We start from the raw sequence: 22496 nt of genomic DNA on the forward strand, positions 1-22496 counted from the left end.
CGGCTTTTCCGTCATGTACGGCTGCAGCTCGGCGGGCATGACGAAGCGGTCGGCCAGGATCCAGTCAACACCGGGCAAGGCACAGGTGCCGGGCAGGCCGAGGTAGCTCACCTGCACAGGCGCAGGGCGCATGCCCACGATCGCAGGGCGGGCGCCGTTGGTCAGGCCTTGCAGGTCGACCAGGATGTCGATGCCGGCTTCAGCGATCACGCGAGCGGCGGTCACGTCGTCAACGCCGGTCAGCGGGATGTAATGGTCGATGGCCTTGCGGATGCGCGCGCGCAGCGGTGTGCCGTCGTTGCGGCTCCACGAGAAGGCGTAAATCTCGAAACGCTCGCGGTCGTGCAATTCAAGCAGCTCAACCGCGAGCAAGCCCACGGCGTGCATGTGCAGGTCACCCGAGAGGTAGCCGATTTTGATCTTGCCCTGGCGCTTGGGCTGGCCTTCGTGGAAGGGCACGGCCGGTGGCTTGGGCGTGCGCTCGTGCACGAAGCGCTGCGCAGCCAGCAGCTGCATGGCAGGGTCGTCGCTCTCACCCAGCATGGCCAGCACCGAGGTGCCCATCAGCATCTGGTTGTGCGTGAGCGCGCCCACGGGCTCGTAGACCGGCCACGCGCACTTCTTCTGACGCAGGTGCACGTAATGCTGGATCACGTCGTTTTGCGCGGGTTTGCGCAGCAGGCTGTCGCGCATGCAGCGCTCAGCCTCGTCGTAGCGGCGCTGCATTTCGTGCAGCCGGGCCATGTTGTTCAGGGCATGCAGGTGCAGCTCAAGCTCGGCGTCTTTCCGGTCGAGCACGAGCTGCCATTGGGCGATGGCCTCGTCGGGCCGGCCCAGGTGCTCGAGCTGGTGGCCCAGATTGAGGCGCGCCTGCAGAAAGCCGGGCGCAAGTGCCAGCGCACGCTGGTAGGCCTTTTCGGCGTCGGCATTGCGGCCGATCGCGCCCAGGATGGTGCCCCAGTTGAAACACGCCACGTGCTGCAGCGGCGAGACGGTGTGGGTGATCCAGGCCTCATACAGCACGGCGGCGTCTTGCGGGCGGCCTGCCTGGCTTGCGGCCTGGGCGTGGTTCATCAGGTCGGCCAGCGCCATGCCCCCCGAGCGGGCCGCAGCCAGCTCGCGATCCAGCGCAGACAGGCCGCTCGCAGCCTGGCTTGCCGCCGCCACCGGGGGCTTTGCTGTCGACTTTTTCATAGAGAGAACATGGGCAGATTGACTCCAGCCCATTGTGGGCAGGCACTTGCGGCGGCAGTCCGGGCATTAACGGGGCAAATCAGCTGCTTTTCAGGGTCATTTCGACGCTGGTCACAGGATGCGGCCACGCGCCGGCAACAACACGGCACAGCCCAGGGAAATGCGGACTTCTGTCACGCTTGCGGCTGGCTCGGGGGGCACAATCAAAGGCATACCCCACCCAGGAGCACGCCATGGCCACCGCCAAGAAGCCAGCCGAACACGCTTTTGCCAACACGCTCAAGACCTTCAAGACGCCTTCGGGCAAGAGCGGCAGCTACTTTTCGCTGCCCGAGCTGGCCAAGAAGTACCCCAACGTGAACCAGCTGCCGATCTCCATGCGCATCGTGCTGGAGTCGGTGCTGCGCAACTGCGACGGCAAGAAGGTCACCGCCGACCACGTGGAGCGCCTGGCCAACTGGAGCCCGACGGCCGATCGCGTCGACGAGATCCCTTTCGTGGTGGCCCGTGTGGTGCTGCAAGACTTCACCGGCGTGCCGCTGCTGGCCGACCTGGCCGCCATGCGCAACGTGGCCGTGGCGACGGGCAAGAACCCGCGCACCATCGAGCCGCTGGTGCCGGTGGACCTGGTGGTTGACCACTCGGTGATGGTCGACTATTACGGCACCAAAGACGCCATCGACCTGAACATGAAGCTGGAGTTCGAGCGCAACAACGAGCGTTACGAGTTCATGAAGTGGGGCATGCAGGCCTTCGAGACCTTCGGCGTGGTTCCACCGGGCTTCGGCATCGTGCACCAGGTGAACCTGGAGTACCTGGCACGCGGCGTGTTCGACAAGGGTGGCGTGTACTACCCCGATTCTCTGGTGGGCACCGACAGCCACACCACCATGATCAACGGCATAGGCGTGGTGGCGTGGGGCGTGGGCGGCATCGAGGCCGAGGCCGGCATGCTGGGCCAGCCGGTGTACTTCCTGACGCCCGACGTGGTGGGCTTCGAACTCACCGGCAAGCTGCGCGAAGGTGTGACGGCCACAGACCTGGTGCTCACGGTGACGGAGCTGCTGCGCAGGGAGAAGGTGGTCGGTAAATTCGTCGAGTTTTTCGGCGAAGGCACGAGCACGCTCTCGCTGCCCGACCGCGCCACCATCGCCAACATGGCGCCCGAGTACGGCGCCACCATGGGTTTCTTTCCGGTCGACGAGAAGACCATCGAGTACTTCGTGGGCACCGGCCGCACCAAGAGCGAAATCGAGGCCTTCGAGGCCTACTTCCGCGCGCAGAAGATGTTCGGCGTGCCCAAGTCGGGCGACATCCATTACTCGAAGGAAGTCTCGCTCGACCTGAGCAAGGTGACACCCTCGCTGGCCGGCCCCAAGCGCCCACAAGACCGCATTGAGCTGGGCAAGATGCGCGCTGAGTTCACCGAGCTTTTCAGCAAGCCCACAGCGGCCAACGGTTTCAACCAACCGGCCGAGAAGCTGCACCAGGTGTTCAAGACCGCCAGCGGCCTGGAGGTGAAGAACGGCGACGTGCTGATCGCTGCCATCACCTCGTGCACCAACACCTCAAACCCTGCCGTGCTGCTGGCCGCAGGCCTGCTGGCCAAGAAGGCAGTGGAGGCGGGCCTGAAGGTGGCGCCCCACATCAAGACCTCGCTCGCGCCGGGCTCGCGCGTGGTCACCGAGTACCTCGACAAGGCCGGCCTCACGCAGTACCTCGACCAGCTCGGCTTTACGCTCGCCGGCTATGGCTGCACCACCTGCATCGGCAACGCCGGCGACCTGACGGCCGAGCTCAACGATGTGATCACCCAGAACGACCTCATCTGCGCGGCCGTGCTTTCGGGCAACCGCAACTTCGAGGCGCGCATCCACCCCAACCTGAAGGCTAACTTCTTGGCCTCGCCACCGCTGGTGGTGGCCTACGCAATCGCCGGCAACGCCAACATTGACCTGATGACCGAGCCCGTCGGCAAAGGCACACACGGGCGCGACATCTACCTGGGCGACATCTGGCCGAGCAGCGACGAGATCTACAAGCTGATGAAGTACGCGATGAATGGCCCGGCCTTCCGCGCCAACTACGCGCAGGTGAAAACCAACCCGGGCAAGCTGTGGGAAAACATCAAGGGCGTGAAGGGCGAGACCTACACCTGGCCCAAGAGCACCTACATCGCCAAGCCCCCGTTCTTCGACCACTTCCACATGGAGCCGGGGCTGGCCGACTCGGGCGTGAAGGGCGCGCGCGCCATGGCGCTGTTTGGCGACTCGATCACCACCGACCACATCTCGCCGGCGGGCTCGATCAAGGAGCAGTCACCTGCCGGGCAGTGGCTGAAGGAGCATAAGGTTCAGAAGGCCGACTTCAACTCTTACGGCTCGCGCCGCGGCAACCACGACGTGATGGTGCGCGGCACCTTTGCCAATGTGCGCATCAAAAACCTGATGATCCCCGCCGCCGCCGACGGCAGCCGCGAGGAAGGCGGCGTGACGCTGTACCAGCCGGGCAATGAGAAGATTTTCATCTACGACGCGGCCATGAAGTACATGGCGGCCAACACGCCCACCATCGTGTTTGCAGGTGAAGAGTACGGCACCGGCTCGTCACGAGATTGGGCGGCCAAGGGCACGGCCCTGCTGGGCATCAAGGCTGTGGTGGCGCGCAGCTACGAGCGCATACACCGCGCCAACCTGGTGGGCATGGGCGTGCTGCCATTGCAGTTCAAGGGACACGATTCGTGGCAGACGCTGGGCATCACGGGTGACGAGACCTTCGACGTGCTGCTGGGCACCGAGCTCAAGCACCAGCAAGACGCCACGCTGGTGATCCACGGGGTGGACGGCAGCAAGCGCGACGTGCGCCTCACGCTGCGCATCGACACACCGATTGAGGTCGATTACTACAAGCACGGCGGCATCTTACCCTTCGTGCTGCGCCAACTATTAGCTTGAGCAGGCTCAGCCTAGGCGCTCTGAAAACAGCGCCTCGCTGAAACCGACCGTCACCTGGTCGTCGGCCCACCGCACCACCGGGCGCTTGATGACGCTGGGCTCACGCAGCACCAACGCACGGGCCGCAGCCGCATCGATGACCGCAGCTTTCTCAGCATCGGGCAGCTTGCGCCAGGTGGTGCCTTGGCGGTTGACAAGCTTTTCCCAGCCCACGGCTTTCAGCCACTTGTCGAGCTCGTGCTCGGGCACGCCCTGCTTCTTGAAGTCGTGCCAGGCCACGGGGGCGTTTTGCGCTGCCAGCCAGGCACGTGCCTTCTTCACGGTGTCGCAATTGGGAATGCCGTAGAGGGTGATGCTCATGAGGGTCAGAGAGAGTCCTTGGTGTCGCCGACATCGCAGAGGGGGTCGGGGCCGTAGGCAGTGTCCATCACCTTGCCGTGCGCATCGATGCCGACCTGGAACCACTGGCAGAACGGCGTCTCGTAGCGGTAAGCCCAGACGGTCTGCTTCGCCTGCCAGCCCACCACGTATTGCTCGGAGGCTCGGCCTATCTGCGTCAGCACCTCAGCGGCGTCCATACCGCTGCGAATTGCGTTGAAGTGCTGTTCGTCGAGTACCTGCTCCCAGCGTTGAAGCTGGCCTTGCGCATCGAACTCGAGCATGTAGGTGTGCCGCCCGTAGGGGCCACGGGCGTACTCCAGGCGCTTGCCGCCGCCAGGCAAGGCCGCCTCGCCGGTGGGCACGCCCATGGCACGTGTGATGTCGTCGAGGCTGGCGCCCTGCCCCAGCGATTGCGGGCCGTAAGACGAGCACGCTGAAACGAATCCGGAGACCACGAGCGCAGACAGGCGAAAGTTGTTCATGGGTGCCTCTCAACAGAACCGCCGGGCACAGCGCCCGAAGGGGTCATGAGAGTCTACGCACGCGTGCCCGCCGACATTCCCTGATGGATTTCGCAGCAACTCGACGGGCTGCACCACGGGCCCAGACGTGAAAAAGCCCCTGGCGTTTTCGCGCCAAGGGCTAGATTCACTGAAATTTTGGTGGGCCCCGACAGATTCGAACTGTCGACCAACGGATTAAGAGTCCGCTGCTCTACCAACTGAGCTAGGAGCCCGCTCTGACTAACACTTGCGAAAACTGGTGGGTTGTGCGGGATTCGAACCCACGACCAACGGATTAAAAGTCCGCTGCTCTACCGACTGAGCTAACAACCCGTAAAGCCCATGATTATAGCGGGCTTCGCAAAGTCGCTTCAAACAAATCGGCGAAGCAGCGATTGTAGCGCGTCTCCTGCCGCCACAAACCCGAAGCTCGCCGTGACCACCACACTCGAGCCGTAGCCGTGGCAATTGAGGCTGCCATCGGTCTCGCAAGCATCGACCGGAGGCGACACCGGTTCGCGCGAGAACACGCATCGCACACCCATCGCGCCGGTGCGCACCGCACCATGCTGCTTGCGCAAGCGCTGGCGCAGCGATGCAAGCAAAGGGTCGTGCGTGACGAGGGCGAGATCGTCGACCTCGATCGCCTGCGCGCGCTGCTTGCCACCAGCCGCGCCCACGCTGACGAAGAGCTGCTTGTGCTGCAACGCCCAATGCGCCATGGCCGCCTTGGCCTGTACCTGGTCGCAAGCGTCAATGAGCACGTCGATTTCTCTTGGCAACAGGCCGGGCCAGTTGTCAGCCGATACGAAATCATCGACCAACTGCACGCTGCAGCCAGGGTGGATATCGGCAATGCGCTCGCGCAGCGCCTCGCCCTTGGCCTTGCCGAGCGTGGCGCCCACAGCCTGCACCTGGCGGTTGATGTTGGACTCGGCCACGTGGTCCATGTCGAAGAGCGTGAGCTCGGCCACGCCGCTACGCGCCAGTGCCTCAACGGCCCACGAGCCCACGCCGCCGAGGCCTACCACACCCACGCGTGCCGCACGCACGGCTTGGTAACCCACTTCGCCATACAGGCGGCGCAGACCGCCGAAGCGTCGCTCGAGGTCGGGGGCCAACAGGTCGAGCGCAGCGTTCACGCTCACCCTACTTCAGCGAGGCCAGGCGTTCCTTGCCCGCTTGCGCGGCTTCGGACTTGGGGTAGGTCTTGAGCAGCTCGTCGAGTGTGCGCTTGGCGCCCTTGCTGTCTTTGAGCTCCATCTGGCAGTTGGCAACAGACAGCAGGGCTTCCGGCGCGCGCGGGTGATCGGGGGCGCTGGCGATCAGGCTGCGGAACGAAGCCATGGCTTCTTTGTAGTCGCGCATGCCGTACTGCGCATTGCCCAGCCAGAACAGCGACGACGCGTTGTAGCCACTGCCCGGGTATCGGCGATTGAAGGCCGACAGCGCCGAAGACGCCGCGGCGAAATCGCCCTTGCGCAGCACCGCCAGCGCCTCGTCGTACTGCCGGCCTTCTTCGGGGTCAACCAAAAACTCTTTCCCGTCGACTGCGACCTTCTTGGGCTCAAGTTTTCGAATGCGGTCTTCCACGCCTTGCTGCGCGTCTTTCTGCAGGCGCTGCAACTCGACCACGTCTCGCGTGAGCTGCTCGTCTTGCCCGCGCAGCTTGGCCATCTCGGTGCGCATGAGCTCGAGCTGGTTGTTGAGGTCGAAGAGGCTGCGCTTGAGCTGGCTGATCTGCTCCAGCAGCTGCGTGTTCGATTCGGCTTGCGCGGCCTTCACACGCGCCTCGCTCTGCTCTTGCCTCTGGCGCATGTCGAGGATGGCCTTGCGCGCCTCGTCGTCATCAAATATGCCGGCCTGCGCCACTGGCGCAATCAGCGCAAGTGCGATCCCCCAGCTCGCAAGCCGAAGGTGAGGGTGAGACGAGCGAGGCATGGTCAGCATCTCAACGGTTGTTCAGCTCGGCGCGGCGGTTCTTGGCCCATGCCGCTTCATCGCTGCCTTGCACCGCGGGACGCTCCTTGCCGAAGCTCACCGCTTCGACCTGGCCATCGTTCACGCCGAGCAGCTTGAGTGCCTTGGCCACGGACTCGGCCCGCTTCTGGCCCAGTGCCAAGTTGTATTCGCTGCCACCGCGCTCGTCGGTATGGCCTTCGACCTGCAGCTTCTTGGCTCGGTCGACCGAGAGGGCTTTGGACTGGGCTTCAACCACGGGGCGGAACTCATCTTTGATCACGAAACTGTCGTAGTCGAAATAGACCACGCGGCCCATCTCGGCTGACGCTGAATTCTTGCTCAGGTCGACACTGGCCACTTGGGTGGGCGACGTGTTTCCCGCAGAGGCGCTGCCGCCACCCGCCGTGCTGGTGGTACGCGATTCAACAGGCGCCGCCTTGTTGTCCAGCGGAACGTTCGAAGCGCAGCCTGCCAGGACAGCGGATGCCACCCATGCGAGGGCGGTGAATTTGATGGTGTTCATGCGTCTATCTCCTGCGGTAAGAAAAGAAAAGAAATTGGGCCTGGCGAAACGCTGGGCTATCGACCGTAAGGGCCCCACATCGGCTCGCGCACGTCGGCCGTGGTGGACACCAGCTTCGCTTTGATCTTGCCATCGAGCGTGGTGGTCATCAAGACATCGCGACCACCGCTGCGGGTGGCGTAGATGATCAAGCGGCCGTTGGGTGCAAAGCTCGGGCTTTCATCGTCGCGCGTGTCGGTGATGGCCTGGGGCGTGGAGCCCTTGGCCAGCTCTGATACATAGAGTTTGAACCCACCGCTCTGCCGCGAAATGTAGGCCAGATATCGCCCGTCCGGGCTCAAGGCAGGGCTGATGTTGTAGTCACCGGTAAAACTGACACGCTCGACGGCGCCGCCGGCCACCGCCACGCGGTAGACCTGCGGGCCACCACTGCGGTCGCTCACGAAATAGAGGCTGCGGCCATCGGGCGAAAAAGTTGCTTCGGTGTCGATCGACGGGCTGCTGGTCACGCGGCGCGGGCTCTCGCCGTTGCGCCCCATCACAAAAATTTGCGAGCCGCCGTCGCGGCTGAGCGTGGCGGCCAGGGTCTGGCCATCGGGTGACCAAGCCGGTGCACTGTTGGAGCCGCGGAAGTTGGCTATCACGCGCCGCTTGCCCGAGGCAATCTCCTGCGCATAGACCACCGCCTTCTGGGCCTCGAAGGACACATAGGCAAGCTCTTGCCCGTTGGGCGACCAGGCCGGAGAAATGATGGGCTCGGGGCTGTTCAATGCCACCTGGCCGGCTTCACCGTCGGCATCGGCCACGCGCAGCGCGTAGCGGCTGCCCGAGCGGGTGACATAAGCGATGCGGGTGGAGAAAACGCCCTTCTCGCCGGTGAGCTTCTCATAGATGAAATCGGCTATGTGGTGGGCCGCCAAGCGCAGATCACTCCCCGCCACCGCGTTGCTCTGGCCACCGATGTCCTTGCCCCTGACCACGTCCCAGAGCTTGAAGCGCACATCGAAGCGGCCGTCGGCCAAGCGCGTGACAGAGCCGCCTACCAGTGCATCAGCGCCGCGCGAGCGCCACTCGCTCATCTGTGGGGACGCGTTCTCGTCGATCACCGCCGTGGTGTCCAGGCCGCGAAAGACGCCGGCGCGTTCGAGGTCGGCTCGCACAATGGCCGAGAGCACTTGGGTGGTGCGGTCTTCGTCGCGAAAACGCGCGATGGCGATGGGCACCTGCGTGGCGCCGACGCCTGAAATTTCGACCCGGAATTGGGCAAGTGCGGGGCCGGCAAGTGCAAGGCCTGAAGCCGCGGCGATGGAGCTTCCAAAAAAACGTCGGTTCATCAGCATGAAGTGTCCTGACCTTTGGTTTTCAGATTGGTTCAATCGGATTGCGCGCCTGCTGCGCCAGCAGGCCCATCTTGAGGTAGCGGTAATACGTGCCTTCGGCCTGGTACACGGCCAAGACGAAGCCCAGGCGGCCATCGAGAAAACCATGCTTGACCAGGTAGCAGCGCACGAAAGCCCACAGCCCATGCCCAATGGCAGCACCCAGGCCACCGGTGCGCCCTGCCGCCACCTTGTCCCGCGCCCGACCGCCGCTGTAGCGATTCATCTTGTCGAGCGCATCGTCGAGCGTGGGCATGGTGTCATGCCGCAGGTCACCCACGAGCCGCGCCACGCGGCCTTGCACCTGCAGTCGCTCATGCACCAGGTCGCTGCTGAAGCGCCCCTTCTCGCGGCGAAAAAGCCGCAGCACGCGGTCAGGGTACCAATCGCCGTGGCGCATCCACTGGCCGCAAAACCGCGAGAGGCGCGACACCTCATAGCCGTCAACTGCCTGCTCGCTCTTGATCGCCTCTTGAATATGCGCGGCCAGTTCTTCACTGACGCGTTCATCGGCGTCGATGCTCAGCACCCAGCGGCCACGGGCCATGTCGAGGGCGCGATTCTTTTGCACGCCAAAGCCTGGCCAATCCGCGGTCTGCAGCACCCGGGCGCCAAGAGACTCAGCAATCTCGCGGGTGCCATCGGTGCTGCCCGAATCGACCACCAACCATTCATCGGCAAAGGACACGCTTTTCAGGCAGGCGGCGATGTTCCGGCTTTCGTTGTGGGTGATCAGGACGACGGAGAGCGCGATGTCGGGCATGTGGCGAGCAAGAACCCCCTGGTGAAGGTGGCCGGATTGTAGGCAGGGCCGGCGTTGGATAATCCGCGCTGAATGAGCACACCCACCCTGCCCCTGAAACAGCGCGTAAAGCGCATCGCGCCTTACTTTGCCAACAGTGGCCGGGGCTTTGTGCTGATGGTCATCGGCTCCATCGTGGGCGCGGCCACCGAGCCCCTGATTCCAGCCATGATGAAGCCCCTGTTCGACAGCGGGTTCAAGGGGGCACCCTTCCCTCTGTGGATGGTGCCTGCGGCCATCATCGCGGTCTTTGCCGTGCGCGGCTTGTCGGGGCTGGTGGCCCAGTACGGTTTGTCGTGGTCGGCCAACCGGGGCACACAGGCCTTGCGCGCGGCCATGTTTCAACGGCTGATGACGGTGTCTCCTGCACTGTTCACACGAAACACCGCGAGCAGCCTCACCAACACATTGACCTATGAAGCGCAATCAGGCGCGGCCATGCTGGTGGGGTCGGTGCTCACCTTGGTTCGCGACTCGCTCACCCTGGTGGCCTTGCTGTGCTACCTGATGTACCTCAACTGGCAACTCACGCTGTTCGTGGGCGTGCTCTTCCCCGCCATCGCACTGGCCATGCGCAAGCTGAGCCGACGGCTGCACCGGCTCACGATCGAAGGCCAGCAAGCCACCGATCAGTTGGCCTATGTGGTGGAAGAAAACGTCTTGGCCTGGCGCATCGTGCGTCTGCACGGCGCCGAAAATTCTCAGGTGCGGCGCTTCTACAAAGGCAGCGACGCATTGCGTGTGTTGGCCATCAAGTCGACCATGGCGGCAGCCACCATGACGCCGATCACGCAACTGATTTCGGCCTGCGCGCTCTCTGCCGTGGTGGTGGCAGCCCTTTGGCAAAGCGGCACGCAAGGCGGGTCCACGGGGGGCTTCGTGGCCTTCATCACCAGCATGCTGATGCTGCTGGCACCCATCAAGCACCTGTCAGAAGTCACCGGCCCCATCACCCGCGGGCTGGCGGCCCTGGAGCGCGGCGTGGCGCTCATCAACGACTCACCCATCGAAGAGGGCGGCACCTACGACCCCGGGCGAGCGCGCGGCGAGATCGAGCTGCGCAACGTGGGCCTCAGCTACAAGAGCGATCAGACACCCGCACTCGCTGATGTAGACATTCGGCTGAACGTGGGTGAAATGCTGGCGCTGGTCGGCCCGTCGGGTGCGGGCAAATCCACACTGGTGAATCTGCTGCCGCGCTTCCTGGAGCCCACCACCGGTGAGCTGCTGCTCGACGGCCGGCCGGTGCGAGAGTGGGACATCGCCGCCTTGCGCCGCCAGTTCGCGCTCGTGAGCCAAGACGTGATCCTGTTCAACGACACCGTGGCCGCCAACGTGGCGCTGCGCTCGGGCGAGGGTGAAAGCGTAGACCGCGAGGGCGTGCGCCAAGCGCTCAAGGCGGCCAACATGCTCCAGTTCGTTGAGGGCCTGCCCCAGGGCCTAGACACGATGATCGGCCACAACGGCAACCAGCTCTCCGGCGGTCAGCGCCAGCGGCTGGCCATCGCGCGCGCCATCTACAAAGACGCGCCCATCCTCATCTTGGACGAAGCCACTTCGGCGCTCGACTCTGAATCAGAGCGCCTCGTGCAAGAGGCCCTGGAGACACTGATGCGAGGGCGCACGAGCCTCGTCATTGCCCACCGCCTCTCCACCATTCAAGCCGCCGACCGCGTGCTGGTGCTCGAAGGCGGGCGCGTCGTTGAGCAAGGTACGCACGCCCAGCTGCTGGCACTCAATGGCCTGTTCGCCCATCTGCACTCGCTTCAGTTCAAGACCGACGCCAAGGAGCCTGAGGAAGCGGTGCGCAAATGACCAAGCTGAGCATCATCACAGCCGTGCACAACCAACTGGCCGTGAACCGCTGGTTCGTTGAGCACTTGCAGCGCTGCACCGAGCAGCCCTATGAGCTGATCATCATCGACAACGCGTCCACCGACGGCTCAGCCGAGTTCTTCGAATCCGTGGGCGCCAAGGTCATTCGCAACTCGGCCAACTACTCCTACCCCTACACCCAAAACCAAGGCATCGCCGTGGCGCAAGGCGAGTGGCTGGCCTTCCTCAACAACGACATCGTGGTGCCGCCTGCCTGGGACACTCGCTTGCTGGCCAATGCCGCGCGCAATGGCCTGGACTTGCTCACCGTGTGCGGCATCGAACGCATCGAGACGCCCGAAGCCACGCGCGCCTTGCGCCGCCGCTGGAAGCGTGCCGCTCTGCCCGTGCGCCTGTTCGGTGCCAAGCAGCCCTGGCTCAAGCTCGCACACCGCTGGATGTATGGCGACTGGGAGCGCTTCAGCGCCGATCGAGCGCGGCGCTTCGAGGGTCAGATTCTTGAGGGCTATGTGGGCAACTCGGTGCTGATGAACCGCCGCGCCATTGATCTGGTGGGGCTATGGGATGAGCGCATTCAAGCAGCAGATGCCGATCTCTTTTTGCGTGCCAAGAAGCGTGCTGTGGAGCATGGCGACATCAAGCCCTTGCACATTGCGCTAGACGTGTTTGTGCACCACTACATTCGCATCACGCTGCGGGCCAACCCGCCGGCCTTTGCTGACGCAGCGCGGTTGATTTCGATGGATGAGAAGTGGGGCAACTCACCCAAGGGCGAGGCTTGACCCCCGTGGATCCGCTGGTCTCCATCGCCCTGTGCACTTTCAACGGCGAACGCCATTTGCGCGAGCAGCTCGACTCGCTGCTGGCGCAAGACTGGCCCGCGCTGGAGATCGTGGTCGTGGACGACGCCTCTACTGACGACACCCCTACAATCTTGAGCGCCTACGCGCAACGCGACCCACGCATTCGCTACAGCCGCAACGCCGTGAATCTCGGCTACCAAAAGAACTTTGAAGTCACCATGTCGCTGTGCCAAGGGCGCTGGATTGCACCTTGCGACCAAGACGACATCTGGTTGCCCACCAAGCTCTCGCGGCTCGCGCACGAGCTGTCTTCGACCGACGCGCTCCTGGCCTATGGCGACTCGGCCCTGATGGACGAACAAGGCAACCCAATGCACGAGCGCATCTCCGACCGTTTTAGCCGCTTCAATACCGACGACCCACTGCCTTACCTGCTTGGCAACAACGCCACCGGCCATGCCATGCTCATTTGCCGCAGCGTGCTGGAGCATGCGCTGCCGTTCCCACGTGGCGCATACCACGACCATTGGCTCGCTTACGTCGCCGTGTCCTTGGGGCGCATCGTGTACGTTGATGAATGTTTGGTGCGCTACCGCCTGCACACCAACACGGTCAGCGACATCACCGGGCAACGGACCGTGAAGACCGGTCGCGCCGCCGGCTTTCGTTGGCAAGAACTGGCAGAAACCCGCGAGCGCCTGGCACTCTTTGCGCGCGTCCCTGGCAAAGGCCAGGCGCTCGCGCAGGAGCTGCTTGCACTTTGGCAAGCGCGCGAGACGCAGTTCATCTCACTGGCACTCACGCGCTTTGCATGGCGCCACCGAGATCGTCTCTATGCGTTTCACAAAGACCGCGCGCTGCGGCGCATGCGCCGGCCGCTTCAATTCCTTTTGGGCCTGCGCACCAAACAACTTTTCAGCCCGCACCGCTATGCCAAGCCCATCTAAGCCGTCCATCAGCGGCTTCACTTTCTTGCGCAATGGCGTAAAGCTCGGTTTTCCGTTCGAGGCCTCCGTACGCTCGCTGCTGCCTCTGGTCGACGAGTTCGTGATCGCCGTAGGCCAGGGTGAAGACGCGACTCGCCAGCGCCTGCTGGCCATTGCTGACCCGAAGATTCGCCTCATCGATACGGTGTGGAATGAGCGCATGGCCGAGCGCGGCTTTGTCTACGCACAGCAGAAGATGATTGCGCAGTACGCCTGTACCGGCGACTGGGCGTTTTACCTTGAAGGCGATGAAGTGCTGCACGAAAGCGAACTGGGCGCCATACGCTCAGCCGTTGAGCAGCACCATGACAACCCGCAGGTTGAAGCACTGGTCTTTGACTACCTGCATTTCTACGGCTCACCGCATTGGTTGGCCACCAGCCCCGCGTGGTACCGCCGCGAATGCCGGCTCATTCGCAACACCATCCGCACCTACGCGCCCGATGGGCAGTTTTGGGTGGTGATGGACAAACACCGCCGCGGCCGCCACCCGCGCGCCGCGCTCGCCAACGCGCACATCTACCACTACGGCCATGTTCGCCGCACCGACTACATGCAAGCCAAGATGGATCAGGTGAGCAAGTACTGGTCGCACGGTGCGCCCCAGGTGCACTACGGCAACATAGACCCGCAATCGCTGGAGCCCTACACGGGTGAGCACCCGGCTTTGGTGGCTCAATGGTTGCAAACCGAGGCCGAGCACCACTTCGCCCCCAACCCCGCACACCAGCTCACAAGCCGCGAGCGCAAGCACCGCGCATCAATGCAGCTGGAGCGTTGGTTCGGATGGGACTTGAGCCGCAAGCACTATCGGCTGGTGGCCTGAGGCATCTTCAGCATCACCACGCCATGAAATCACTTGTGTTCTGCACCAGCTACTCCCGCACGGCGGAGTCATGGCACCTGAGGTATGCCCGCTGGATCGACTACTACAGCCAGCTTGAGATCGATCAAGCGACCCTGGTTCTCGTCGATGACGCCTCCCCGTATGTGCCACCTACCGATCAGGTTCGGCTCGTCAATGATGCGCAGGCACTAAGCGCTTCGGCCGACCTTCCGCAGCTTCTGCGCTTTGACCAACACATGGGGCGATCGTCCACCTATCAGATGCCTGGCTGGTGGCGCAGCTTTCTGCACTCTGTAAACGTCGCCAAAGCCATTGGAGCCCATAAGATCATTCACATCGAATCAGATGCCTTTGTGCTTTCGAAAGCATTGCTCGATCACCTGACCGGCCTGACGACTGGGTGGACGGCTCTCTGGACCCCTCGCTACAACATGCCTGAATCGGCGATTCAAGTGATCTGCGAGGACCAGTTCGAAAAGATGGATCAGCTGCAGCGACGCCCACTGCACGAATGGGATGGCCTTGAGGCAGAAAAGATCCTGCCCTTCACCGAGGTCAATCGTCAATTCAAGGGTGAGCGATACGGGGAGCTCCGTGCGCACCGAGGCATCTTCAGGTCTTCGCGGTTCAATGGCTGGCCCATCTTCCAGCACGATTTCTTCTGGGCAAAGATCCCGCGAGACGCCGACTTCGCGGCACAGGTAACGCCACAACAAGTGCTGCAAACTCCCCTGTGCCAACCCACCTGGGTGCCCCCCTCTCCGCTTCCACCCCGCGACCCTCAGCTTCGGCGCAAGAAGTCTTGAGCCACACCCCGCAGGCGCAGCAAGTCTGGCGCCAGCAAATCAGGGAGTCGCTTCTTTTCCGCTGGCACCAAGAGCTTCAACAATGCACCGCACCAGCTCCTCTGCCGGCACATCATTCACCCATTTCGCGCCATAGCGCCAGGTGGTTCGGTTGGCTGCCGTCAACCTGAAGCGCGGCTCGCTGATACCAGCAAAAAGTGTCACCACCGGCACGCGGGCCGTGTGCGCCACATGCAACAACCCGCCGTCGGCACACACCACAAGTGCGCCGCGACGCATCAGCGCCTGCACTTCACCCAAGGTGTGCTGGGCCACGCGGTCGATGAGTGTCATGCCCGTGTCGCTGGCGAGGATCTGGTCTCGCATGGCCAAGCCGTTGTCAGACCCGATGAGCACCACGGGGCGTCGCACGCCGGCCTCGTGCAAACCGCGCAGCACCTCCGGCCACTGGAAGTAGGTGCACCAGTCGCGTACACCCCCAATGGCCATCATGATCGCATTGCTTGGCAGGCCGAGTCGCTCTACCGCAGCCTCTTCATCAGCCGAGGCACGCATGCTGGTACACGCAATTCGCTCAATCTCTGCCTCCGACACACTCATGCCACGCAGCTGCGCGATGCGGTAGTAGCCGAACAGCGTGCGGTTGAGCTCAGGCCCGGTGTAGAAGCCATGCACGTGGACGAAGGGCACTCTGCGGTAATGCGCGAGCTTGTCTTTGACCGAACGCGACGACGCGCTGTGCAGCAAGATCAGGTCGTAATCGCCGGACAACTCCGATGGCGACGACGAGGCCAGCGTGAAAACCTCATCGGAGCGGTACAGCGGCACCAGGTGCTTGTCGGTCAGCAGATCGAAGCGCTCGAAGTCGCCGCGCAACAGCACGCGCGCGGCCAGGTCGGTGAGCGAATCGCCTACTTGCGGCGTGCCGTGGTGGATCCAAAGCACGCGCCGATGGACAGCTGGATCAATGCGCGTTCGCTCAAGCGGCACCTGCCCATGCAAGCGCAGGTTGAGTGACCGCATGGCACGGCGGCGCGCGGCTTTCCAAACGGATGCCTGCAGGGCGTACTGGTCTACCGATGAAGGCAGAGTCTGCGGAAATGGCGGGAGCCAGGTTTCCTCGGCGTATTGCCTCAAGCGAAGACAAAGCATGGTGAATCTCTCGATGAAGCTTCTGGCAAAACAGGGTTCCGAAATCCAAAAACCCTTGCGCGGCTAACCGCCGGCAATGAAGCGCGACCTGACGCGCTCAACCCGCCTTGTCACGCAGTGGCTTTGACGCTGCCCAGCGCATAGCCTTCACCGGCCTTCTCGGTGATGAGATTCATTTGCCCGATGTAGCTTTGCGACGGGAGCAGCCGCTGGGTGAATGAATGACGACCAGCCCACGCCCGTCTGCCGTCGATCTGCTTGAACCGCTGCAACAGCAAGTAGCTGCCGAGCCGCTCGGCGCAGAATGCCCACGGACGCGCCTGATAGCTGTCGCGCGGCGTGAGGTTCTCCGCAGCGGGATGCTGCGCAAGGCACAAGCGCACCACAGCTTCGATTTGGCTCACGCTCTTGAGCCAAAAACCAGCCTCGTAGACACCCAGCTCCACGCCCCCTGGGGAAAGAGTCTTTTCGTCAAAGAACCCCGCGACCTCGTTTTTGCCGAGCACGCCGAGCTCAACCGCGGCCGCCGTAAAGCGCAGAAAGTCTTCGATGTGGTGAGCGCGTTTGTATTGCTCAAACAAGTTCATGCACTTGCGCCCATGCTTGCCGAACGGATACGCGCGACTCACCAGAAACTCTTGAGTCCCAGGGTGCATCAGGTCATCAATGCGCCCGTTCTCCAGCAGACCCTTGTGAACCAAATCCATCACTGAGTAAGTCGGTTCCGACGCAAAGCTGATACGTTGCCGAGAGATGAACTTGCGATACTGGCAGATACCAATGCGACTGGCACTTGGGTGATAACTAAGCACGTAGTTCCGCAGCGCGAAGGTGCCGGCCAAACCCGCCAGCACAGGGTGATGCGGCGCCCACTCGGGTGCCAAATCGCGTAGGTTCAGCCTGCCTGCGCCTTGCGCGTCACCTAAGTAAATGGGCACGACGTAAGGCGGAAACTCGAGCGACAGGGGAACATGGGTCAGACAGGCGTAGACCAGACCTGGAATGACGGGGTCGCCCATCTCATCGAACCCGCTTGAGGTAGCCGCTTGGCGCCATGCTAATCAGCAGCTTGTTGTCGATGCTGCGATCGCTCTCGAATTCAGGGTGGGTCTTGAGATACTCCCATACCGCCGTCTTCGGGTTATCGCCCGGTCCCCAGGGACGCTCTCCGCTCAAGACCTTCGGCAGGTCTTCGACAGCCGTGTCGAAGACCACGCAATAACTGCCCACTGAGGTAAGCGGGGCATAGGCTGAGAGCTCGGCGAGAACGTGCTCGTGGGTGTGATTGCTGTCCAGGCAGACGAGGACGTTCTTGCGGCCCTGCGCTTTAGCCCGCACCCGAGCCACCACATCGGGCGCGACGCTGGAGCCCTCAATCATCGAGATACGGCGAAACATCGGGTGCGCCTCAATCGCCTCCCGGTTGTGCTGGCGAATATCGATGTCCAGCCCAATCACTTCCGCATCTTGTGGACCGCCGCAAGCCGCATTCAGCTCAAGCATCGAGGCCGAGAAAATCAGCGAACCTCCATGCGCAATGCCCGTCTCGATGATCAGGTCGGGCTGAAGGGTCCAGATCAGCTCCTGCATGGCAACCATGTCCTGCGGATACTGAATGATAGGCCGCCCCATCCAGGAGAAGTTGTACGAGTACTTGGGCAATATCGACGCAACAGTGAAGGCTTGTGCAGCCGCCTTGAGTTCTTCGTTATCGCCATTGACCACCAAGCGGGCAGCGACTTCCTTGTCAAAATTTTCCATTTTTCACCAATCAATAGTTGAATCTGAACGCCGTCGACTCCTGAAGTTGTTTCAGGTAGTTGCTGCTCGGCACGCGAATATGCGATTGTGAAAATCCGGCAATTGCTCGGCGCGACAAAGATCTTGAAGTCGGCCATGCGGGAGACCGCGGCTCAATGCTGCTCGACGCAGCGCCTCAGCTTTTGATTGTCGCCCCAGAAGGCCATGGGCTCGTGCGTCGGGTAGGGAAAATGGCCCAGCTCCAGTTTGATTTGCCAGTCGCGGGCTGCAATCCAGCCCTCCACCAGCGCCCGCACCGACGTCGGTCGACCGGAACACACATTGACGATGCCCTGCCCCGCCTCGCATTCGGCCAGCGACACAAGATGGCTGGCCACTTCGGTGACCGGCAGATAGTCGCGCAGCTGCTCACCGCCAGACATGGGAAACACGGCTTCACCACGAGCTGCCGCTGCCTGAAGCTGCGGCAACAACGATCCCGGCGCCTGGCCCTCGCCATGCACATAGAAGAGCCTCGCCCAAGTCAGCTCGAACGGCACTTCACGCTGAAGAAATTGGAGCTGGCACCGCAAAGCATTCTTGGCAAAGGCGTATGGGTTGCTGGGCTGCGCCTCCATAGATTCATCAAGCGGGCCCGATTGCATGCCGTACTCAAAACACGTGCCCGCCACGACGACGCGTGGCCCGCCCGCCCTAAGCACTGATTTCAACAATGCATACTGCGCCGGCAACTCCTGCTCGAAGTGATGAGAAGATTGGTAGCGGGGCAAACCGCCCCAGGCCAAATGAATGATCGCGTCGGGGCTGCTGGCGGCCACCGCTGCTCCGGCTGAATGGCAGGAGTGCTGCTCATACCGTTGCCAGCCCTCAGGCAAAACAGACGAAGCGCGCACCAGCAGCAGCACCGCATGGCCACGACGTTCAAGTTCGGTCACCACATGGCGACCAATGAAGCCGGTTGAACCTGTCACGGCGATCTTCATGGCGTGCATTGCAGGTCGGGCACCGCGGTCACGAACTGCCCGCCCCAAGCGCGAACGTAATCAAGCTGCTGCATTACCTCGGCGCGCAGATTCCAGGGCAGGATGACCACATAGTCGGGGCGCTCGACCTTCAGCCGCTCTTCGGCCACGATGGGGATGCGGCTGCCCGGCATGTACCTGTTCTGCTTGGCGGGGTTGCGGTCGACCACGAAATCAATGAGGTCGGGGCGAATGCCGGCGTAGTTCATTAGCGTATTGCCCTTGGCCGCTGCGCCGTAGGCCGCCACCGATTTGCCACGTCGCTTGGCGTCGATCAGGAAAGCATAGAAATCGTCTTTCACGCGGTCGGTTCTTGCCTGAAACCCGGCGTAGAAAATCGCGGTGGCGACGCCCGCCTCGGCCTCACGCTCCAGCACGGCACTCACTTGTTGCGTGGTGGTGTGACGGCCACCGTCACTGCGCTGGGCAAACACGCGAAGGCTGCCACCGTGGGTGCCGTGCTCCTCGACATCAAACACAGTCAAGCCGTTGGCCTCGAAAACCCGCTGCACGGCCGTGAGCGAAAGATACGAATAGTGCTCGTGATAAGCGGTGTCGAACTGGTTCTCTTGAACCATGCGCATGAGGTGCGGAAATTCGAAGGTGGCAACCCCTCGTGGCTTGAGCAGACGCGCGAAACCGCTCACGAAGTCATTGATGTCGGGCACGTGTGCGAGCACGTTGTTGGCTGCCACCAAGTCGACCTGCCGGCCTTGCACAGCCAACTCATCGGCCAAGGCCACACCGAAGAAGCGCTCGACGATGTCGATGCCCTTGACGCGGGCCGCGGCCGCCGTGCTGGCGGTCGGCTCTACCCCGTAGCAAGGGATGCCAGCCTGTTTTACGTACTGCAAGAGGTAGCCATCATTGGCCGCGATCTCCGACACCAAGCTGGCCCCGCCCAGCTGGAAGCGTTGGGTCATGGCGCTCACATAGCGCTGGCTGTGCTCCAACCAAGATGACGAGAACGAGCTGAAGTAGGCGTAATCGTCGGTGAACAGCGCCTCGCGGCCTGCGTGGTCTTCAGTCTGAACCAGCCAGCAGCTGCCGCACACCAGCAGGCGCAACGGGAACCACATCTCCGGCGCGCGCAAGGCCGCTTCAGACAAATAGGCGTTGGAGGGCGGCGCGCTGCCGAGATCCAGGAAAGGCAGGCTCAAGGCTGCGCTGCAATGGCGGCACTTCAAACGTTTACTCCTCTGAATTCATCATTGATCTGCGGGTGGCCAGCATCGCGCGGCGACAGCTCCGAAATGCCCAGCGGCCAGGCAATCGCAAGCCGCGCATCCGTCGGGCTCAACCCCGCTTCTGCCCCCGGCGCGTAAGCGGCCGAATGGCAGTACAAAAGCTGGACATTGTCGGCCAGCGCCTGGAAGCCATGCGCAAAACCCTGGGGGATGAGCAGCGCCCGCCCGTTGTCGGCAGACAGACGCTCGGCATGCCAGTGCAGATACGTCGGCGACGCCGGGCGCAGGTCGACAGCCACGTCGAAAACTTCGCCGCGCAAGCAGCTCACCAGCTTGATCTCGGCGTGCGGCGAGCGCTGAAAGTGCATGCCGCGCACCGCTCCTGCTCGCGTGGTAACGGTGTGGTTGATCTGGGCGATGGGCCCCATCCACCCCGCCTCGCGCAGCTCGTCGGCGCAAAAGAGCCGCGTCAGCGACCCTCGTGCATCACCCACGCGTTGCCGCTCGACGACCCGAACACCGGCCAGCGCCGTGTCGCTGAGTTTGAAGCGACTCACGCGCGCGCCTCGAACGCCAGCATGTCGTCGTGGCACAGCGCCCGCGCATCGCCGCCCTGCGCCTGCTGCCGGTACCAACCCATGGTGCGCGCCACTGCCTCGGCCAAGCTCCAGCGCGGCTCCACGCCCAGCGAAACCCGGGCGTGCGCCACCTCGAGTGCCAGCCAGCCAGCCTCGTGCGGCCCCTGTGAGCCATCGCACAGCACGCTCTCGCCACGCCCATACGTCTGTCGCGCCAACGCGACCACCTCACCCACCGTGGCCGCCTCGTGCGTGTGCGGACCGAAGTTGTAGGGCCCGGCGTTTGTTGGGTCGTCCCACAGCTGCTCGGCCAGGCGCAGGTAGCCTGCCAATGGCTCCAACACGTGCTGCCAGGGTCGCACCGCCTGCGGGCGGCGGATTTCCAACACCGCACCCGATTCCCACGCGCGAACGGCATCGGGGATCAACCGGTCTTCAGACCAATCGCCACCACCGATCACGTTGCCCGCGCGGGCTGTGGCCACCGCCACACCTTGCGCGCGCAGGTAAGCCTCGCGGTAGCTCTCGGCCACGATCTCCGAAGCGGCCTTGCTGGCGCTGTAAGGGTCGTGCCCACCCAGCGCATCGTGCTCGCGATAGGGGTAGGCGGTCTCGTGGTTGCGGTACACCTTGTCGGTGGTTACCACCACCACCGAGCGCACGCTGTCGACGCCGCGCATCGCGTCGAGCACATGGGCGGTGCCCATCACGTTGGTGGCAAAGGTATCAACGGGCTGGCGGTAGCTGGCGCGCACCAGGGCCTGGGCGGCGAGATGCAGCACCAGCTCCGGCCGGGTCTCACGCACCAGCGTGGCCACCGTTTCCAGGTCACGGATGTCGCCGATTCGGCTGTCGCAGGCCTCGCCAACGCGCGCCACGCTGAACAGATTACGCGGCGTGGCCGGCGCTAGCGACAGCCCGGTCACCTGCGCACCCATGCGGGCCAGCCACAGCGCCAGCCAGCCGCCCTTGAAGCCGGTGTGGCCGGTCAGCAGCACACGCTTGCCGCGCCAGAAGTCGGGGCGTGGTGGCATCACCAGGTCTTCCAGGGCGCGCGGCCCGACTGCCAGAGTTCTTCAAGCAGGTTCTTCTCGCGCAGGGTGTCCATCGGCTGCCAGAAGCCCGTGTGCGAGAAAGACATCAGCTCGCCGTCACGCGCCAGGCTTGTCAGAGGCTCGCCTTCCCAGCTGCTGGCGTCGCTCGCTATGCGGTCTAGGCAGCGCGGCGACAGCACAAAGAAGCCGCCGTTGATCTGCCCGCCCTCGCCAGGCGGCTTCTCGGTGAAGCCCAGCACTTTGCTTCCCTCCAACTGCAAGGCGCCGTAGCGCCCCGGGGGCTGGACCGCCGTCACCGTGGCGAGCTTGCCATGTGCTTTGTGAAAAGCGATGGTGGCCGCCACATCAACGTTGGCCACACCATCGCCGTAAGTGAAGCAGAAGGCCTCTTCGTCTTTCACGTATTCGGCCACGCGCTTGAGGCGGCCGCCGGTCATTGAATCGTCGCCCGTGTTCACGAGCGTCACACGCCAGGGCTCGGCCTGCTTGTGATGCACTTCCATGCGATTGTCGGCCATGTCGAAGGTGACGTCTGACATGTGCAGGAAATAGTTGGCGAAGTACTCCTTGATCACATAGCCCTTGTAGCCGCAGCAGATCACGAACTCGTTCACGCCACTGGCCGAATAGATCTTCATGATGTGCCAGAGGATCGGTTTGCCGCCGATCTCGACCATGGGTTTGGGCTTGAGGTTGGTTTCCTCAGAGATTCGGCTGCCGAACCCACCCGCAAGAATCACAGCTTTCAAGAACTGCTCCTAGGTA

At 63.1% G+C, this 22496-nt stretch carries 22 protein-coding genes and 2 tRNA genes; 6 read left to right on the forward strand and 18 right to left on the reverse strand.

The window, feature by feature from the left end; genetic code table 11:
- Positions 1–1194, reverse strand: a 1194-nt coding sequence (locus AC30QB_RS21065) for an O-linked N-acetylglucosamine transferase, SPINDLY family protein (protein WP_489548234.1), incomplete at its 3' end; no start/stop codon positions are given.
- Between the two features lie 233 nt (positions 1195–1427).
- Here AC30QB_RS21065 and acnA point away from each other — a divergent pair.
- Positions 1428–4148, forward strand: a complete 2721-nt coding sequence (acnA, locus tag AC30QB_RS21070; RefSeq protein ID WP_489548235.1) for an aconitate hydratase AcnA — start codon at positions 1428–1430, stop codon at positions 4146–4148.
- A 6-nt stretch (positions 4149–4154) separates the two neighbouring features.
- Here the strand turns inward: acnA and AC30QB_RS21075 are convergent, their stop codons facing one another.
- The 9 genes from AC30QB_RS21075 to AC30QB_RS21115 all read right to left on the reverse strand — a co-directional run bounded on the left by AC30QB_RS21075 (position 4155) and on the right by AC30QB_RS21115 (position 9659).
- Complete coding sequence (locus AC30QB_RS21075) at positions 4155–4508, reverse strand: ArsC family reductase (RefSeq protein ID WP_489548236.1); 354 nt, start codon at positions 4506–4508, stop codon at positions 4155–4157.
- Positions 4509–4513: 5 nt separating this feature from the next.
- Positions 4514–5011: a hypothetical protein gene (locus AC30QB_RS21080; RefSeq protein ID WP_489548237.1), complete on the reverse strand. Its 498-nt coding sequence runs from the start codon at positions 5009–5011 to the stop codon at positions 4514–4516.
- Between the two features lie 178 nt (positions 5012–5189).
- Positions 5190–5265, reverse strand: a tRNA-Lys gene (locus AC30QB_RS21085).
- 24 nt (positions 5266–5289) lie between these two features.
- Positions 5290–5365: transfer RNA gene (locus AC30QB_RS21090), tRNA-Lys, on the reverse strand.
- A 38-nt stretch (positions 5366–5403) separates the two neighbouring features.
- Positions 5404–6174: a tRNA threonylcarbamoyladenosine dehydratase gene (locus tag AC30QB_RS21095; RefSeq protein WP_489548238.1), complete on the reverse strand. Its 771-nt coding sequence runs from the start codon at positions 6172–6174 to the stop codon at positions 5404–5406.
- Positions 6175–6181: 7 nt separating this feature from the next.
- Positions 6182–6973 (reverse strand): tol-pal system protein YbgF, encoded by a 792-nt coding sequence (gene ybgF, locus AC30QB_RS21100; protein ID WP_489548239.1) that lies wholly within the window; start codon positions 6971–6973, stop codon positions 6182–6184.
- 10 nt (positions 6974–6983) lie between these two features.
- Entirely contained in the window at positions 6984–7517 is a 534-nt protein-coding gene (pal, locus tag AC30QB_RS21105) for a peptidoglycan-associated lipoprotein Pal (protein ID WP_489548240.1), read from the reverse strand.
- A 56-nt stretch (positions 7518–7573) separates the two neighbouring features.
- On the reverse strand, positions 7574–8857 hold the full coding sequence (tolB, locus tag AC30QB_RS21110; protein ID WP_489548241.1) for a Tol-Pal system beta propeller repeat protein TolB: 1284 nt from the start codon (positions 8855–8857) through the stop codon (positions 7574–7576).
- 22 nt (positions 8858–8879) lie between these two features.
- Positions 8880–9659 carry a glycosyltransferase family 2 protein gene (locus AC30QB_RS21115; RefSeq protein ID WP_489548242.1) on the reverse strand — a complete coding sequence of 260 codons (780 nt, stop codon included), beginning with the start codon at positions 9657–9659 and terminating at the stop codon, positions 8880–8882.
- 72 nt (positions 9660–9731) lie between these two features.
- Here AC30QB_RS21115 and msbA point away from each other — a divergent pair, with 72 nt between their 5' ends.
- Genes msbA through AC30QB_RS21140 form a run of 5 tightly spaced genes read left to right on the forward strand, consistent with a single transcriptional unit; the run spans position 9732 to position 14976 of the window.
- Positions 9732–11513 (forward strand): lipid A export permease/ATP-binding protein MsbA, encoded by a 1782-nt coding sequence (gene msbA / locus AC30QB_RS21120; protein WP_489548243.1) that lies wholly within the window; start codon positions 9732–9734, stop codon positions 11511–11513.
- Positions 11510–12316 (forward strand): glycosyltransferase family 2 protein, encoded by an 807-nt coding sequence (locus AC30QB_RS21125; RefSeq protein ID WP_489548244.1) that lies wholly within the window; start codon positions 11510–11512, stop codon positions 12314–12316. The genes msbA and AC30QB_RS21125 overlap by 4 nt, the downstream gene beginning before the upstream one ends.
- Positions 12317–12321: 5 nt before the next feature.
- On the forward strand, positions 12322–13284 hold the full coding sequence (locus AC30QB_RS21130) for a glycosyltransferase family 2 protein (RefSeq protein ID WP_489548245.1): 963 nt from the start codon (positions 12322–12324) through the stop codon (positions 13282–13284).
- Positions 13268–14149 (forward strand): glycosyltransferase family protein, encoded by an 882-nt coding sequence (locus AC30QB_RS21135; RefSeq protein WP_489548246.1) that lies wholly within the window; start codon positions 13268–13270, stop codon positions 14147–14149. Before AC30QB_RS21130 ends, AC30QB_RS21135 begins: the two co-directional genes overlap by 17 nt.
- Positions 14150–14172: 23 nt before the next feature.
- Positions 14173–14976 (forward strand): hypothetical protein, encoded by an 804-nt coding sequence (locus tag AC30QB_RS21140; protein WP_489548247.1) that lies wholly within the window; start codon positions 14173–14175, stop codon positions 14974–14976.
- A gap of 39 nt (positions 14977–15015) precedes the next feature.
- On the opposite strand, the gene AC30QB_RS21145 is transcribed toward AC30QB_RS21140, so the two are convergent.
- The 8 genes from AC30QB_RS21145 to rfbF all read right to left on the reverse strand — a co-directional run bounded on the left by AC30QB_RS21145 (position 15016) and on the right by rfbF (position 22480).
- A complete protein-coding gene (locus tag AC30QB_RS21145; protein WP_489548248.1) occupies positions 15016–16128 on the reverse strand; it encodes a glycosyltransferase family 9 protein in 1113 nt (370 codons plus the stop codon).
- Positions 16129–16238: 110 nt separating this feature from the next.
- Positions 16239–17147: a hypothetical protein gene (locus tag AC30QB_RS21150; RefSeq protein ID WP_489548249.1), complete on the reverse strand. Its 909-nt coding sequence runs from the start codon at positions 17145–17147 to the stop codon at positions 16239–16241.
- 1 nt (position 17148) lies between these two features.
- Positions 17149–17889 carry a cephalosporin hydroxylase family protein gene (locus AC30QB_RS21155; protein WP_489548250.1) on the reverse strand — a complete coding sequence of 247 codons (741 nt, stop codon included), beginning with the start codon at positions 17887–17889 and terminating at the stop codon, positions 17149–17151.
- A gap of 152 nt (positions 17890–18041) precedes the next feature.
- Entirely contained in the window at positions 18042–18872 is an 831-nt protein-coding gene (locus tag AC30QB_RS21160; protein ID WP_489548251.1) for an NAD-dependent epimerase/dehydratase family protein, read from the reverse strand.
- Complete coding sequence (locus AC30QB_RS21165) at positions 18869–20098, reverse strand: methyltransferase domain-containing protein (RefSeq protein ID WP_489548252.1); 1230 nt, start codon at positions 20096–20098, stop codon at positions 18869–18871. The genes AC30QB_RS21160 and AC30QB_RS21165 overlap by 4 nt, the downstream gene beginning before the upstream one ends.
- Entirely contained in the window at positions 20095–20655 is a 561-nt protein-coding gene (locus AC30QB_RS21170) for a dTDP-4-dehydrorhamnose 3,5-epimerase family protein (RefSeq protein WP_489548253.1), read from the reverse strand. The genes AC30QB_RS21165 and AC30QB_RS21170 overlap by 4 nt, the downstream gene beginning before the upstream one ends.
- Complete coding sequence (gene rfbG / locus AC30QB_RS21175; protein ID WP_489548254.1) at positions 20652–21710, reverse strand: CDP-glucose 4,6-dehydratase; 1059 nt, start codon at positions 21708–21710, stop codon at positions 20652–20654. The genes AC30QB_RS21170 and rfbG overlap by 4 nt, the downstream gene beginning before the upstream one ends.
- Positions 21710–22480: a glucose-1-phosphate cytidylyltransferase gene (gene rfbF / locus AC30QB_RS21180; protein WP_489548255.1), complete on the reverse strand. Its 771-nt coding sequence runs from the start codon at positions 22478–22480 to the stop codon at positions 21710–21712. The genes rfbG and rfbF overlap by 1 nt, the downstream gene beginning before the upstream one ends.
- Positions 22481–22496 lie beyond the last annotated feature (16 nt).

It is taken from the genome of Rhizobacter sp. (assembly GCF_046595475.1).
Taxonomy (GTDB): domain Bacteria; phylum Pseudomonadota; class Gammaproteobacteria; order Burkholderiales; family Burkholderiaceae_C; genus Rhizobacter.